Source organism: Streptomyces sp. NPDC031497 (assembly GCF_055580905.1).
The window spans coordinates 135,874-151,922 of record NZ_JBVIKO010000015.1; the positions used below are offsets into that span (position 1 = coordinate 135,874).

Annotated in this window: 7 protein-coding genes; 6 read left to right on the forward strand and 1 reads right to left on the reverse strand. The window is 74.8% G+C overall.

Features of this window, described 5'->3' with window-relative positions:
* Positions 1-63: 63 nt before the first annotated feature.
* The 6 genes from ACZ5K7_RS28445 to ACZ5K7_RS28470 are packed head-to-tail and all read left to right on the forward strand — an operon-like array spanning position 64 to position 14,922.
* Entirely contained in the window at positions 64-7,011 is a 6,948-nt protein-coding gene (locus ACZ5K7_RS28445) for an SDR family oxidoreductase (protein WP_468917563.1), read from the forward strand.
* Between the two features lies 1 nt (position 7,012).
* Positions 7,013-11,563 (forward strand): beta-ketoacyl synthase N-terminal-like domain-containing protein, encoded by a 4,551-nt coding sequence (locus tag ACZ5K7_RS28450; protein ID WP_468917565.1) that lies wholly within the window; start codon positions 7,013-7,015, stop codon positions 11,561-11,563.
* On the forward strand, positions 11,560-11,877 hold the full coding sequence (locus ACZ5K7_RS28455; protein WP_360493333.1) for an acyl carrier protein: 318 nt from the start codon (positions 11,560-11,562) through the stop codon (positions 11,875-11,877). Before ACZ5K7_RS28450 ends, ACZ5K7_RS28455 begins: the two co-directional genes overlap by 4 nt.
* 3 nt (positions 11,878-11,880) lie before the next feature.
* Positions 11,881-12,696: an alpha/beta fold hydrolase gene (locus tag ACZ5K7_RS28460; protein ID WP_468917569.1), complete on the forward strand. Its 816-nt coding sequence runs from the start codon at positions 11,881-11,883 to the stop codon at positions 12,694-12,696.
* A complete protein-coding gene (locus ACZ5K7_RS28465; protein WP_351706093.1) occupies positions 12,693-13,883 on the forward strand; it encodes a glycosyltransferase in 1,191 nt (396 codons plus the stop codon). The genes ACZ5K7_RS28460 and ACZ5K7_RS28465 overlap by 4 nt, the downstream gene beginning before the upstream one ends.
* Positions 13,867-14,922, forward strand: coding sequence for a class I SAM-dependent methyltransferase (locus tag ACZ5K7_RS28470; protein ID WP_468917573.1), 1,056 nt, complete (start codon positions 13,867-13,869; stop codon positions 14,920-14,922). The genes ACZ5K7_RS28465 and ACZ5K7_RS28470 overlap by 17 nt, the downstream gene beginning before the upstream one ends.
* 4 nt (positions 14,923-14,926) lie before the next feature.
* Here the strand turns inward: ACZ5K7_RS28470 and ACZ5K7_RS28475 are convergent, their stop codons facing one another.
* A complete protein-coding gene (locus ACZ5K7_RS28475; RefSeq protein ID WP_468917576.1) occupies positions 14,927-15,952 on the reverse strand; it encodes a lysylphosphatidylglycerol synthase transmembrane domain-containing protein in 1,026 nt (341 codons plus the stop codon).
* Positions 15,953-16,049 lie beyond the last annotated feature (97 nt).

The window sequence follows — 16,049 nt, forward strand, 5'->3', positions numbered from 1 at the left end:
CACCCCGAGCTCTCCGCCGCACACATCCCCCACCGTGCTGTCCTCCCGATTATTCGGAGCATCATGACGTCCCCTGTGCGTGCCGTCGACCTGATCATGTGCATCACCCCTTTCGGAGAACCCGACGCCCGGCTCGCCGCAGCGGTCTGTGCCGCCGGTGGACTCGGTGTCCTGGACCTGGGGCGCGGTGACCGAAGAACCCGGGAGGCGCTGGCCCGGCTGAAACGGGCGGCGCCGGCACCGTACGGCGTGCGGGTCGCCCCCGGCTGCGCGCTCACCCCGGAAGACCTCGACCGGCTGCCCGACACCGTGGTCCTGGCCGCCGGCGCACCCTGGACCGTCGACCGACTCGCCCCGCACAGCCGCGTGCTGGCCGAGGTGACCGATCTGGCCGGGGCCCGCGCGGCGGTCGCGGCCGGAGCGCACGGGCTCATCGCCCGGGGCGCCGAGAGCGGCGGCCGGGTCGGCGGGCTGAGCACCTTCGTCCTGCTCCAACAGCTGCTCGACGCAACCGAGTTGGACGTACCGGTGTGGGCCTGCGGAGGCATCGGGCCGCGTACCGCGGCGGCCGCGGTGGCCGGCGGTGCGGCCGGAGTCGTCCTGGACAGTCAGCTGGCCCTGCTCGCCGAGTCCCGGCTGCCCGAGGCGACCGCGGCCGTACTGCGGTCCCTGGACGGCTCCGAGACGGCCGTCGTGGCCGGTCACCGGGTACTGCACCGGCGCGGCCCGGACGCCGTGCGCCCGCCCGCCGACGACCCGGCCGCGGTCGCCGCGCTGCTGGGTGCCGAGGACCTGCGTACGCAGCTGCTGCCGGTGGGTCAGGACGGTTTCCTCGCGGCCCGGTTCGCCGAACGGTGGGGCGATGTGCGGCGCACCGTAAGGGAGTTGACGGCGGCGATCCGGGAGGACGGCGGTGCCGTCGCCCCGGCCGTGGTACGGCCCGAGACGTCCGCCCCGGACGCGCCGAGGTCCGGCCTCTCCGCCCCGGACGCGTTACGGCCCGCCACCTCCGCCATGAGCCGCGCCCTCAGCACCCGGCTGCCCGTCGCCCAGGGCCCGATGACCCGGGTCAGCGACCGGGCCGCGTTCGCCGCGGCCGTCGCCGACGACGGGGCGCTGCCCTTCCTGGCGCTGGCCCTCGCCGACGGCGCCCGCACCCGGGAGATGCTCACCGAGGCCAAGACCGCACTGGACGGCCGGCCCTGGGGCGTCGGCGTGCTCGGTTTCGCCCCCGAGGAGCTCAGGAACGCCCAGCTCGACGCCGTACGGGAACTGCGGCCCAGCCACGCGATCATCGCGGGCGGTCGCCCCGCCCAGGCGGAGGCGCTGGAGCGGGCCGGGATCAGCACCTTCCTGCATGTGCCCTCACCGGGACTGCTGCGGCAGTTCCTGGAGGCCGGGGCCCGCAGGTTCGTGTTCGAGGGCTCCGAGTGCGGCGGCCACGTCGGACCGCGCGCGAGCTTCCCGCTCTGGGAGGCCCAACTCGCCGTCCTGGAGGACTTCCCGGAGGCCGAGGGCCTGGAGGTGTTCTTCGCGGGCGGCATCCACGACGAACGCTCCGCGGCGATGGTCGCCGCGCTCGCCGCGCCCCTGACCGCCCGGGGCGCGGCCGTCGGCCTGCTCATGGGCACCGCCTACCTCTTCACCGAGGAGGCCGTGGACCGCGGCGCGATCCAGCCCCTCTTCCAGCGCCAGGTCAGGGCCGCCGCCTCGACCGCCCTCCTGGAGACCGCACCCGGCCACGCCACCCGTTGCGTGCCCAGCCCCTTCACCCTCGACTACCACCGGCGCGAGGCGGAACTGCGGGCGAACGGAGTGCCGGACCGGCGGCTGTGGGAGGAACTGGAGCGGCTCAACGTCGGCCGGCTGCGCATCGCCAGCAAGGGCGTCGACCGCGCGGAGGGCGGCGAGCTGACGCCCGTGGACGAGCAACGCCAGCTCAACGAGGGGATGTTCATGGCCGGCGAGGTCGTCGTGCTGCGCTCGGCGACGACCACCGTGGCCGCCCTGCACCACGCCGTGACCGACGGCGCCGCCGACTTCCTGGCCCAGCGGCGGCCGGCACCCGAACCGCACGAGGAACCGCCCGCCCCCGCCCCGCTCGATGTCGCGATCGTCGGCATGGCCGGCATGTTCCCGCACGCCCCCGACCTCGCCACCTTCTGGGCGAACGTGGTCGCCGGACACGACGCGGTCACCGAGGTCCCGCCCGAGCGCTGGGACCCGGCCGTCCACCACGCCGGCGGCACCACCACCTCCAAGTGGGGCGGCTTCCTGCCCCCCATCCCCTTCGACCCGCTGAGCTACGGCATCCCGCCCGCCTCCCTCGGCCACATCGAACCGGTCCAGCTGCTCGCCCTGGAGGCCGCCCGACGCGCCCTGGACGACGCCGGATACGGCACCCGGGGACGCGAGTTCGACCGCTCCCGCACCTCCGTGGTCTTCGGCGCCGAGGCCGGCAGCGACCTCTCCAACGCGGCCACCCTGCGCGCCGTACTGCCCTCCTACTACGGCAAGGTCCCCGACGGCCTCGAAGAGCAGCTGCCCCGGCTCACCGAGGACTCCTTCCCGGGCATGCTCGCCAACGTCATCTCCGGGCGGATCGCCAACCGCCTCGACCTGGGCGGCGCCAACTACACCGTGGACGCCGCCTGCGCCTCCTCGCTGGCCGCCGTCGACGTCGCCTGCAAGGAACTCACCGCCGGCACCAGCGACGTCGTACTGTGCGGCGGCGCCGACCTGCACAACGGCATCAACGACTACGTCCTCTTCTCCTCGGTGCACGCCCTCTCGCCGACCGGCCGCTCCCGCGCCTTCGACGGCTCCGCCGACGGCATCGCGCTCGGCGAGGGCGTGGCCTGCGTCGTCCTCAAGCGGCTGGCCGACGCCGAACGCGACGGGGACCGCATCTACGGCGTGATCAAGGGGCTCGGCTCGTCGAGCGACGGCCGCTCCCTGGGCCTGACCGCCCCGCGCCCCGAGGGACAACGGGCCGCGCTGCTCCGCGCGTACCGCAACGCCGGTGTCTCCCCGGCGCAGGTCGGCCTGGTCGAGGCACACGGTACCGGTACCGTCGTCGGCGACCGCACCGAACTCACCATCCTCAGCGAGGTGTTCGCGGAAGCGGGTGCCGAGAACGGCGGTTGCGCGCTCGGCTCGGTCAAGTCGCAGATCGGGCACACCAAGTGTGCCGCCGGACTCGCCGGGCTGATCAAGACGACCCTCGCCCTGCACACCGGCGTGAAGCCGCCCACCCTGCACCTCGACCGGCCCAACGCGGCCTGGAAGGAAGAGGACAGCCCGTTCGCCTTCCACACCGAGGCCAGGCCCTGGGCCGCTCCGGCCGCCGAACGGGTCGCCGGGGTCAGCGCGTTCGGCTTCGGTGGCACCAACTTCCACGTGGTACTGGGCGCCTACGACAGCGTCGTACCGCCGGAGCAGGGGCTGGACCTCTGGCCCGCCGAGCTGTTCCTGTTCCGCGGACGGGACGAGAAGGCCGCCCACCGGGGTGTCGAGGAGATCCTGCGGGCCGCCGAGACGGGGTCGTGGCGGCTGCGTGACCTGGCGCTCGCCGCCGCCCGCCGCGCGGACTCCTCGCACGAGCCGGTGCGGGCCGCGGTGGTGGCGCGTGACCCGGACGAACTGACCGGGCAGCTGCGGCGGATCCTCGCGGGGGAGCACGACCCGGCCGCCGGCCTCCACCAGGCCGACCCGACGGCCGACACCGACGCCAAGGTCGCCTTCCTCTTCCCCGGCCAGGGCAGCCAGCGCCCCGGCATGCTCGCCGACCTCCTCGTCGCCTTCCCCGAGCTCCAGCACTACCTCCAGCTCGGCCGGGCCCACGCCGGCCCCCTCTACCCGCCGACCGCCTTCGACGACACCACCCGTGAGCGCCACCGGGCCGCCCTCACCGACACCCGGGCCGCCCAGCCCGCCCTCGGCATCACCGGCCTCGCCGCACACGCCCTGCTGACGGCGGCCGGAGTCCGCCCCGACATGGCCGCCGGACACAGCTACGGCGAACTCGTCGCCCTCAGCGCGGCCGGCGCCCTCACCCCCGAGACCCTCCTGGAGCTCAGCGCCGAACGGGCCGCCGCGATCCTGGCCGCCGCGGGCGACGAACCGGGCACCATGGCCGCCGTGTCCGGCCCGGCCGAGGACGTCGAGCGCGCGCTGCGCACCGCCGGGGTCCCGGACTCGGTCGTGGTCGCCAACCACAACTCGCCCAAGCAGAGCGTGATCTCGGGCCCCACGGAAGAAGTGACCGAAGCGGTCCGGCTGTTGCGCGAGGGCGGGCTCGGCGCCAAGCGGATCCCGGTGGCCTGCGCCTTCCACAGCCCGGTGGTCGCCGGTGCCGGGGACCGGTTCGCGGAGGTCCTCGCGGAGACGGCCGTACGACCGCCCGAGTTCCCGGTGTGGTCCAACCGCACGGCGGCCCCCTACCCGCCGGAGCCCGCTGCCGTACGCGCCGAACTCGCCGCCCAGATCGGCTCCCCCGTCGCCTTCGCCGCCCAGATCGAGGCGATGTACGAGGCCGGGGCGCGAGTCTTCGTCGAGGCCGGCCCCGGCACCGTCCTCACCCGGCTCGTCGGGCAGATCCTCGGCGACCGCCCGCACACCACGGTGGCCTGCGAACCCCGTGCCGACAGCGGGCTGCGCGGCTGGCTCGACGCACTCGCACGGCTGGCCGTGGCCGGGGCACCGGTACGCACCGCCTGGCTGCTGCGCGGCCGTGACGCCGTGGACGCGGTCCGCACCCCGGTGCCCAAGCGGCCCGGCTGGACGGTCGACGGACAGCTCGTGCGCACCGCCACCGGAGACCTCCTGCCCGGTGCCCTCGCACCGGCCCGACGAGTCGTGGAGACGACTGTGACGACGAACCAGCCGCACGGCGCCCCCGCCGACCGGGACGCGCTGATCTCCGAATTCCTGCGCACCAGCCGGGAGATGATCGCCGCGCAGCGCGACGTCCTGCTCACCTACTTCGGGGCCGCACCGGGGGCGGTGCCCGCCGCGCCGGTGTCGCCGCAGCAGCTCGCGCCCGCACTCGCACCCGCTCTCGCACTCGCGCCACCCGAAATCGTCGTACCCCAACCGGAACCGGCGGCCGGGCCGGCCGCGCCCGCCGTGGCGGCGGCCGCGGAGACCGACGTCGAGCGGGTCGTCCTGGAGATCATCAGCGAGCGCACCGGCTACCCCATAGACATGATCGAGCCCGACCTCGATCTGGAGGCGGACCTGAGCATCGACTCGATCAAACGGGCCGAGATCGCCGGTGAGCTGGCGAAGCGGCTCGGTATCGCGGGCGGGGCGGAGACCCTGGACGACGCCGAGCTGGAGGAACTGGCCAAGGCGCGGACGGCCGCGGCCGTCACCGGATGGCTGCAGGCGCGGGTCGACGGCGGCGAACGGCAGGAGGAGACGGCCACGGCCGCCACCGGCGGCATCACCGACCGGACGGACGCCGCGACCGAACCGGCGGCAGCGGCCGGCGCGGCCGAGGAGGTCCCCCCGGGCGAGGCGCCGAAGCGGTTCGAGATGCGTCCCGTCGTACTGGCGGAGCCGGACGCGGTGGCCGACCCGGCCGCCCTGCTGTCCGGCAGGCGGTTCGTGATCCTCGGAGACGGCGCCCAGCCGGCGGACCAGCACTCCGCGTACGGCGCCCAGCTGGCGGAACGGCTCTCCGCGTACGGCGCCGAGTGCGTGACCGCCGGCCCGGACCACCGGCTCGGCGAGGCGGACGGAACCGTGGACGGCGTGCTCTACCTGGGCGCGCTGCCCGGCGGTGACACGCCCGTGCTGCCGGACGCGTTCCCCGTGCTGCGGGCGGCCCTGGCGCGCGGCCCGCGCTGGCTGCTGGCCGCCCGGCCCGCCGAGGGAGAGGACGCGGCCCGCTCGGCCGGACTGCACGGGCTGTTCCGTACCGTCGCCCGCGAGTACCCGGACACGGTCGCCCGGGTCGTGACCCTCGCGGACACCGCACCGGCCGCCGTCACCGAAGCACTGCTCGCCGAACTGTTCGCACCGGAGCCGGCCCCCGTCGTCCTGCGCACCGCCGCCGGCCGGCAGGGCCTTGAGCCGGCCGAGGTGCCGCTGGGCCCGCTCGGCAGCACCGGCGCCGGACCAGCCGGGGAGGGGGCCGCCGAGGCCGCCGCCCTCGGCCTCGACCGGGACTCGGTGGTGCTGCTGGTCGGCGGGGCCCGGGGCATCACCGCGAAGTTCGCGGCCGGCCTCGCCGCCGCCTGCCGCTGCCGGATCGAGCTGCTCGGCCGGACCGCCGCGCCGAACGGTCCCGAGGCCTCGGACACCGCCGCCGCCCGCACCCCCGCCGAACTCCGCGCCGCCCTCGCCGCCCGGGGCGGTCTGAAGCCCGCCGAGATCAACCGCGAGGCCGAACTGATCCTGGCCCAGCGGGAGATCACCGCCACCCTCGACGAACTCGCCGCGCTCGGCAGCGAGGCGCGCTACCGTGCCGTGGACTTCCGCGACCGGGACGCCGCACTCCAGGCCGTCAAGGAGATCCACGCCGACCACGGCCGCCTGGACGGGGTCGTCTTCGCCGCCGGCGTGATCGAGGACCGGCTGATCGCCGAGAAGACCCCGGAGTCCTTCCAGCGGGTCTACGGCACGAAGACGAACGGCGCCACCACCCTGCTCGCCGCCCTCGAGGAGCTGCCCAACGGGCCCGGTTTCGCGGTGCTGTTCGGCAGCATCTCCGCCGTCCTCGGCAACCGGGGCCAGGCCGACTACGCCGCCGCCAACGACGCCCTGGAGAGCCTCGGCGCCGACTGGGCGGAGCGCACCGGCAACCGGGCGCTGACCGTGCACTGGGGGCCGTGGGCGCCGACCGGCGGTCACACCGGCATGGTCAGCCCGGAGCTGGGGCGCGAGTACGCCCGGCGCGGGATCAAGCTGATCGACCCCGACGAGGGCGCCGCCGCGCTGCTGCGCGAGCTGGCCTGGGGCGCGGAGTCCGTCCGGGCCGTCGTCTACACCGCGTCGGGCTGGTGACATGACCGACGACCGCCGGACACCGGTCGCGATCGTGGGCATGGCGGTGCTGCTGCCCGGTGCCGCGGGGCTCGACGCGTACTGGAGAAACCTGCGCGACGGCGTGGACGCGATCGGCGAGGTGCCCGAAGGGCGCTGGGACGCGGACTACTACCGGCCCGGTTCGGCGGCCGGTCCCGCCGTCCCCGACCAGGTGTACTGCCGGCGCGGCGGCTTCGTGGACGGCCTCGCCGAGGTCGAGGTCACCCGGTACGGCATCATGCCGAACTCCGTCGACGGCACCGAGCCCGACCAGCTGATCGCCCTCGACGTGGCCGCCGCCGCGATCGCCGACGCCGGCGGCGAGGGCCGGCTGCCCGACCGGCACCGGATCGGCGTGGTCCTGGGCCGGGGCGGCTATCTCACACCCGGTCTGGTCCGGCTCGACCAGCGGGTCCGGACGGCGGGGCAACTCATACGCACCCTGGGCGAGTTGGTGCCCGACCTCACCTCCGGCCAACTGGCCCGGGTGCGGGAGGCGTTCACCGAGCGGCTCGGGCCCGCCAGCCCCGAGTCGGCGATCGGCCTGGTCCCCAACCTCGCCGCCTCCCGGATCGCCAACCGTCTCGACCTGCGCGGCCCCGCCTACACCGTGGACGCGGCCTGCGCCTCCTCGCTGGTAGCCGTCGACCAGGCGGTCACCGAACTCGCCGCCGGGCGCTGCGACCTGATGCTCGCCGGGGGAGTGCACCACTGCCACGACATCACCCTGTGGAGCGTCTTCTCCCAGCTGCGCGCGCTCTCCCCGAGCCAGCGCATCCGCCCCTTCCACCGCGAGGCCGACGGCATCCTCATCGGCGAGGGCACCGGCGTCGTCGTCCTAAAGCGCCTCGCCGACGCCGAACGCGACGGCGACCGCGTCTACGCCGTGATCCGCGGCACCGGCGTGGCCAGCGACGGCCGTACCGCCGGGCTCGTCAACCCCGACCCCGGCGGCCAGGCCCACGCCGTACGCCAGGCCTGGCGGGCCGCCGGTCTCGACCCCGCCGCCCCGCACTCCGTCGGGCTCCTGGAGGCGCACGGCACCGCGACCCCGGCCGGCGACGGGGCCGAACTCACCACCCTCGCGGAGGTGTTCGGGCCGAGCGGCAGCGACGAGCGGGCCGTGCTGGGTTCCGTGAAGTCGATGATCGGCCACACCATGCCGGCTGCCGGAGTCGCGGGGCTGGTCAAGGCCGCCCTCGCCCTGCACCACGCCACCCTGCTGCCCACCCTGCACTGCGACGACCCGCACCCGGCCCTCGCGGACACCCGCTTCCGCACCCTGGACCGGGCCGAGCCCTGGGAGACCACCCCCGAACAGCCGGTGCGCCGGGCCGGGGTGAACGCCTTCGGGTTCGGCGGGATCAACGCACACGTGGTGCTGGAGGAGGCACCCGGAAAACGTGCCGCAGCCGTCGAGCACGCCCCGCACGCCGCGCACGTCACCTCGGTCACCGAGCCCGAGCGCATCCTCCTCCTCGCCGCCCGCACCCCCGAACAGCTCGCCGCCGCCCTCGCCGCCGACGACTCCGCCGTCCTCGTCGCCGGTCTCGCCCCCGACCGCACCCACCCGGAGGCCGGTCCGGCCCGCCTGGGCATCGTCGACCCCACCGCCAAACGGCTCGCCCTGGCCCGCCGCGCGGTCGGCAAGGGCCGGGCCTGGCAGGGCCGCAACGACGTGTGGTTCCGGCCCGCCCCGCTCCTCGACACCGGCAAGCTGGCCTTCGTCTTCCCCGGTCTGGAAGGCGAGTTCACTCCCCGCGTCGACGACATCGCCGCGCATTTCGGCCTCCCCACCGTCAGCGGCCCCGCCCCTCAGGACGTAAGGGTCGGTGACGTGGGCCGTCATGGGTTCGGTGTCGTCGGCGTGGGGCGGCTCCTGGACACCGCGCTGCGCCGGATGGGCGTGGTCCCGGACGCGGTCGCCGGGCACAGCGTCGGCGAGTGGACGGCGATGGTCGCCGCCGGTCTCTACTCCGGCGACCAGGTGGACGCGTTCATGGCCGAGTTCGACCCCGACGCGGTCACCGTCCCGGGCCTCGCCTTCGCCGCCGTCGGCGCCCCCGCGGAGCGGGTCCTGGCCGCCCTGGACGACGACTGGGCGGACGCCGGGATCGTCCTCTCCCACGACAACGCGCCCGGCCAGTCGATGGTCTGCGGTCCGGACCGGGCCGTGGCCGACTTCGTCCGCGCCTTCCGTGCCGACGGCGTGCTGTGCCAGGTGCTGCCGTTCCGGTCCGGTTTCCACACGCCGATGCTGGAGCCGTACCTGACCCCCATCAAGGAGGCCGCCGAGCGCTTCCGGCTGCACCGGCCGGCCGTCCCGGTCTGGTCCGGCACCACCGCGGCCCCCTTCCCGCAGGCCGAGGCGGAGGTACGCGAGCTGTTCGTCCGGCACCTGCTGGAGCCGGTCCGGTTCCGGCAGCTGGTCGAGGCCCTGTACGCCGCCGGGCACCGCACCTTCGTCCAGACCGGCCCGGGCCAGCTCGCCTCCCTCATCGCCGACATCCTCGGCGACCGCGACCACCTGGCCGTCGCCGCCAACTCCCCGCACCGCTCCGGCCTCGCCCAACTCCGGCGCGTGGCGACGGCGTTGTGGACGGCGGGCGCGTCCGTGGCCCCGGCCGTCGTGCCCCGAGCGAACGGCGCGAGTACGCCGGTACGACACCGCCCGCCCGTCCGGCTCGACCTGGACGGCGCCCTGGTGTCCCTGGACGGCCCGGTCCTGCACCGGCTCCGCGCGGAGCTGGGGCGGACGCAGGCTTCCACCGGCGTGTCCCCGCTCGACGACCTGGCCGTCCGCGTCCCGGCCGCCGCCGAACTCAGCGCGCTGCTGCGCGACACCGCGGACACGGCGGTCGCCGTCCTCACCGCAATCCGGACACCGGCCCCGCCGGTTCCCGCGGTCTCGCCCCTTCCGTCGGCCCCGCCGGTTCCGCCGGTCCCGTCGGCCCTGCCTGCCCCACCGGCCCCCGAGACCCGCACCGCCACCGTCCGGGTCTCCCCGGACACCATGCCCCACCTGCTCGACCACTGCTTCTACCCGCAACGCCCTGGCTGGCCGGACATCGAGGACCGTTGGCCGGTGGTCCCGGCCACCACCATCGTCCGGCACATGATGGACGCTGCCGAGGAAGCCACCGGACTGCGGGCGGTGGCCGTGCACGGCGCCCGTTTCGACCGCTGGCTGACCGCCACGCCTCCCGTCGACGTCCCGGTCACCGTCACCCCCGAGGGCCCCGGCCGCGTCTCGGTCGCCTTCGGGCCCACCGCCCGCGCGGTCGTCGAACTCGCCCCCGGCCACGCGCCGCCGCCCGCCGCCCCCACTCCACCGCCGGCCCCCGAACGCACACCCGACCACACCGCCGCCCAGCTCTACTCCGAGCGCTGGATGTTCCACGGCCCGGCGTTCCAGGGCGTCACCGAACTCACCGCGATCGGCGACCGGCACGTCCGCGGCGTGATCACCACGCCTGCCGCCCCGGGCGCCCTCCTCGACAACGTCGGCCAGATCCTCGGCTACTGGATCATGGCCACCCGCACCGAGCGGACCGTCGTCTTCCCGGTGGGGATGCGGGAGACCCGCTTCCACGGCCCGCATCCCGCGCCCGGCACCGAGGTCGGCTGCCTGGTGCGGATCACCTCGCTCACCGACACCGTCCTGGAGGCGGACGTGGAGCTGACTGTCGAGGGCCGGGTGTGGGCCCGGATCGAGGGCTGGCAGGACCGGCGCTTCGACAACGACCCGCAGACCCGGCCCGTCGAGCGCTTCCCCGACCGCAACACCCTCTCCGAGGAGCGGCCGGGCGGCTGGGCATTGGTCCACGAACGCTGGCCGGACCTCGCCTCCCGTGAACTGATCATGCGCAACTCCCTCGGCGGAGTGGAGCGTTCGCAGTACGCGGAGCACGCGCCGCGCGGCCGCAGACAGTGGCTGCTCGGCCGGATCGCCGCCAAGGACGCGGTTCGGCAGTGGCTCTGGCAGCACGGTGAGGGACCGGTCTTTCCCGCCGAACTCCGCGTCCACAACGACGAGTTGGGCCGCCCCTACGTGACCGGCGTGCACGGCCGCACGCTGCCGGCGCTGGATGTCTCGCTCGCTCACCGGGCCGAGGCGGCCGTGGCGATCGTGCGACCGCACCGGCCCGGACCCGGCCCGGGCATCGACATCGAAGAGGTCACCGAACGCGACCCGGCCGCCCTGGCGGCCGCCCTCGGCGCGGACGAACTGCGCCTGCTGCACGGACTTTCCGGAACCGGCTCCACAGCGCTGTGGTTCACCCGGTTCTGGGCCGCCAAGGAAGCCGTCGCCAAGGCGGAGGGCACCGGATTCGACGGCCGCCCGAGGGACTTCGCCGTCCTGGAGGCGGCCCCGGACGGCAGCCGGCTGCTGGTCTCGGGCCGGCTGGAACGCGCCTACCCGGTGCACTGCGCGCCGGTCCGCAATCCCCCCGCACTGCCGGACCGCGACTACGTCGTGGCCTGGACGACCGGACCGGCAGCCGCAGACCCAGAGGAGGACCCGCGATGAATCCGACCCAGCCCGAAGTCCGCGCCGACGAGGAGGCGGTGCTCGCCGACCTCACCCGGATGCTCCGCACCCTCCTGGAGGAGTACGGCGACGACGACGCCGAGATCGGCATGGGCACCACCTTCAACCGTGATCTGGAGTTGGAGAGCATCGACCTGGTCACCCTCGCCGGGCTCCTGGAGGAGCGGTACGGGAAGCGGGTCAACTTCGCCGAGTTCCTGGCCGGGATGGAGTTCGACGAGATCATCGGGCTGACCGTCGGCCGGCTGGTGGAGTACGTCGTGTGGAGCCTGAAGGCCACGGAGGCGGGCTGAGTCATGGCGATCGTCGACACCGGAGACATCCGGCTGCATGTACAGAGAATGGGCCCGGGTCAGGGCCGTACCCCGGTCGCCACCGTGGTCCTGGTCCACGGGCTGCTCACCGACAGCCTCGCCAGCTACTACTTCACCGTGGCGCCCGCCTTCGCCGTCTCCGGCCTGGACGTGGTCATGTACGACCTGCGCGGCCACGGCCGCAGCGGCCGGCCGTCCGGCGGCTACACCCTCGACCACAACATCGACGACCTGGAGGCCCTGCTCGACCAGTTGTCGATCACGGGCCCGGTCCACCTCGTCGGCAACTCCTACGGCGGCACCATCGCCTTCGGCTACGCGGCCCGCCACCCCGAACGCGCCGCCAGCCTCACTCTCATCGAGTCCGAGCCCGCCACCGCCGCCTGGGCGGACAAGCTCGGCGGCATCCTGCACCGGGTAGTCACCGAGCTCGCCCACAACGAGTCGGACGCGATCGCCTGGATCACCTCGAACCGCGGCCACAACACCGCCCGCCTGGCCAAGGGCGCGGCCCGGCTCGCCCGCGAGACCTCCCTCGGCCGGGACATCCCGGCCAGCCGGGTCCTGACCGAGGACCAGATCAGCGCCGTACGCTGTCCGGTCCTCGGGGTGTACGGCGGTGACTCGGACCTGGTGGAGGTGGTCCCGCTGAAGGAGGCCCTGCTGGCGGACTTCCGGTCGGTGGTGCTGCCCGGACACGAGCACTCCGTGCTGGTCGAGGCGGCCGGCACGGTCGGCGGCCACATCATGGAGCTGATCCACTCGGTCAGCGGGGCGCGGGCGGCCGGCGTCCGGTGAGCGGCTTCCTCTTCGTCGTGCCGCCCCTGGTCGGGCACATCAACCCGGCCGTCGGCGTGGCCGCCCAACTCACCGCGCGCGGACACCGGGTGGCCTGGGTCTGCCCGGACCCCGGGCTGCTGCGCCGGCTGGCGGGACCCCGGGCACGGGTGTTCCCGTGCGCCGGCACGGCCGAGGGCGAACGGCCCGCGGACCTGCGCGGCGCGGAGGCGCTGAAGTTCCTGTGGGAGTGGTTCCTGGTGCCGCTCGCGGAGGCGATGGCGCCCGGCGTCCGGGCGGCCGTCGACGACTTCCGCCCCGATGTCGTGGTCGCCGACCAACAGGCCTTCGCTGGCGCCCTGGTGGCCGAGCGGCTCGGCCTGCCCTGGGCGACCTCCGCGACCACCTCCGCCGAGTTCGGCGGCGCCTACGACGGCATCCCCAAGGTCGCCGAGTGGCTCCGGGCCCGGCTCGCGGAGCTCCGGGACCGCATCGGCGACCCGGCGGGCACGGCCGACCCGCGCTTCTCGCCGTATCTGACGCTCGCCTTCACCACCCCCGAACTGGCAGGAACCACTGAGCAGATGACGGTCCGTCATGTCGGACCGTCGATCGCGGAGCGGCCGGTGGCCGACGGCTTCCCCTGGGAGTGGCTGGACCCGAGCCGGGAACGGGTCCTCGTCTCGCTCGGCACCGCCAACGCGGACGTCGGCGGGCGGTTCCTGGCCGAGTGCGTGGCCGCCGTACGTGAACGCGCCCACCGGGTGCAGGCGTTGGTTGCCGACCCGGGCGGCACCCTGCCTCCCGCGACCGACGACAAGGACGTCCTGATCCTGCCCTCGCTGCCCCAGCTCCCGCTCCTGGAACGGGTCGACGCGGTCGTCTGCCACGCCGGGCACAACACCGTGTGCGAGGCCCTGTGGCACGGCGTCCCGCTGGTCGTCGCCCCCATCCGGGACGACCAGCCGGTGATCGCCGGGCAGGTCGTCGACGCCGGCGCGGGCATCCGGGTCAGATTCGGCCGGGTCACCGCCCAGCGGCTGGGCGAGGCCCTCGACACCGTCCTGTACGAGCCCGGCCCGCGCACCGCGGCGGCCCGGATCCGCACCGCGTTCCGCGCCGCGGGCGGTGCACCGGTCGCCGCGACCCACCTGGAAGACCTGGCAGTCGACTCGCGATTCAGGAGACCCGATGAGCAAGCAGAGTGACATCGAGGCGCTGCGCTCCGCCTACCAGCGGGACCTGGCCGACGGCGTCGACCGCTTCTTCGAACCCCGCCGCACCACCTGCCCCTGGTGCGGCTCGGACCGGCTGACCACCCGGCTGCGCACCACCGACCTGCTCCAGCACAAGCCCGGCCGCTTCCTCCTGGACCGCTGCCAGGCGTGCGGGCACACCTTCCAGAACCCGCGCCTGAACGAGACGGGCCTGGAGTTCTACTACCGCGACTTCTACGACGGCCTCGGCGAACAGAAGATGAGCGGCACCTTCGGCGGCCGCACCAAGATGTACCGGGGCCGCGCCGAGTCCATGCTCCCGCACGACGCCACCCCCAAGAACTGGCTCGACGTCGGCACCGGACACGGCCACTTCTGCGAGGCCGCCCGCGAGGTGCTGCCCGGCACCGCCTTCGACGGCCTCGACTTCACCGACGGCGTCGAACTGGCCGCCCGCGAGGGCCGCGTGGAGCGCGCCTACCGGGGCGCCTTCCCCGAGCTGGCCCCCGAGCTGGCCGCCGGCTACGACGTGGTCAGCATGTTCCACTACCTGGAGCACAGCACCGACCCCGACAGCGAACTCCGCGCCGCCCACCAGGCGGTACGCCCCGGCGGCCACCTCCTCATCGAGGTCCCCGACCCGGAGAGCCGCTACGCCCGTCTCCTCGGCCGCTGGTGGCTGCCCTGGCTCCAGCCGCAGCACCTGCACTTCGTCCCCGTCGCCAACCTCCGCGCCCGCCTCACCGAGCTGGGCTTCACGGTGGTCGCGGAGCAGCACGCCGAGGCGCACGACCCCGTCGACCTGCTGGCCGCGGTCTGGCTCGCCCTGGACCACACCGCCCCGCGCGAGGACGCCCCCTGGCTGTCCCGCCCGCCGGGCGCACTCCAGAAGACGGCACGCGCCGCCCTGCTCCTCGCCGGCATCCCGGCCCTGATCGCGGGCACCCTCGCGGACCGCTTCGCCGTACGGCCGTTCTCGCACCGGCTGCGGGTCTCCAACGCCTACCGGATCGTGGCCCGCCGCGACTGAGCCCTCAGAGCACCTTGGCGCGGATCATCGCCGACAGCACCAGGGCGCCCGGCAGCAGCGGCACCCAGTCGGTCAGCACCCGGTAGCCGATCACGGTTGCGGTGGCCACCGCGACCGGGGAGCCGAACGCGGCCAGGGTGATCACCAGCGCCGCGTCCACCGCGACCCCGCCGGGTACCGGTACGGCACCCCCCGCGGTGCCCGCCGCCAGGTACGCGAAGATCACGGTGCCCCACGACAGCCCGAGCCCGAGCGCCTCCCCGGTGCAGGCCAGCACGCTCGCCTGCACCAGCGGCATCGCCGTCGCGCCGCCCCACAGGGCCAGCACCCGGGAGGGCCGGGCGTGCACCGTCCGGGCGTCGGTGAGCGCACACCGCACCAGTCCGGTGATCGGCCGCCGCAGCGGTCGTACGACGGCCATCGCGATGGTCACCAGGGTGAGGACGGCGGCGACCGGGACCAGCACCACGCCGTCCGGGATCAGCTCACCCAGCCGCCGCCAGGCGGACGAGGACAGCAGGAACACGATCAGCACGACCGTCTTCGCACCCGACTTGGCCACCGAGTACAGCGCGATCGAGGAGGTGGCCCGCTCCAGGGGGACGCCCCGGGTGCGGAGGAAGCGGACGGTGACGGCGTGTGCGCCCAGTCCTGCGGGCAGCGCGTGGTTGGCGGCGCCGGCGGCGAACTGCGAGGCCAGCAGCAGCCCCGGCGGCAGCCGGTCGGGCACCGCGCCCTGCCGCATGCAGGCGGCCACCACCCAGGTCAGGCAGGTGAGACCGCCCGCGGCCAGCAGCCACGCGGGTTCGGCGCGGGCGAGCCGGCCGACCCCCTCGTACAGCAGGGACTGGTTGGTCAGCCCCCAGATGGCCGCGATGAGCAGCGGGGACAGACACAGGGCGAGCCGGAGCGGCCGGCCGGCCATCGAGTGCGTCGACAGGGCACGCACGGGCGCGTCGGAGCGGAGCGAGGACGGTGACGACAGTGACGACGGTGAGGACAGTGACGACGGCGAGGACAGTGAGGACACGGGGACGTTGTCCTTCCACGGCGGGCCGCGGTGGGGAGCCGCAGGCGAGCGGGACCGCGGGCGTGCGGGACCGCAGGGGAGCCTTCCCGCCCCGTGT

Excerpts from the sequence above, each read along its gene's own strand:
- ACZ5K7_RS28445 (WP_468917563.1), top strand. The coding sequence starts at position 64 with ATGACGTCCCCTGTGCGTGCCGTCGACCTGATCATGTGCATCACCCCT.
- ACZ5K7_RS28450 (WP_468917565.1), top strand. The coding sequence starts at position 7,013 with ATGACCGACGACCGCCGGACACCGGTCGCGATCGTGGGCATGGCGGTG.
- ACZ5K7_RS28455 (WP_360493333.1), top strand. The coding sequence starts at position 11,560 with ATGAATCCGACCCAGCCCGAAGTCCGCGCCGACGAGGAGGCGGTGCTC.
- ACZ5K7_RS28460 (WP_468917569.1), top strand. The coding sequence starts at position 11,881 with ATGGCGATCGTCGACACCGGAGACATCCGGCTGCATGTACAGAGAATG.
- ACZ5K7_RS28470 (WP_468917573.1), top strand. The coding sequence starts at position 13,867 with ATGAGCAAGCAGAGTGACATCGAGGCGCTGCGCTCCGCCTACCAGCGG.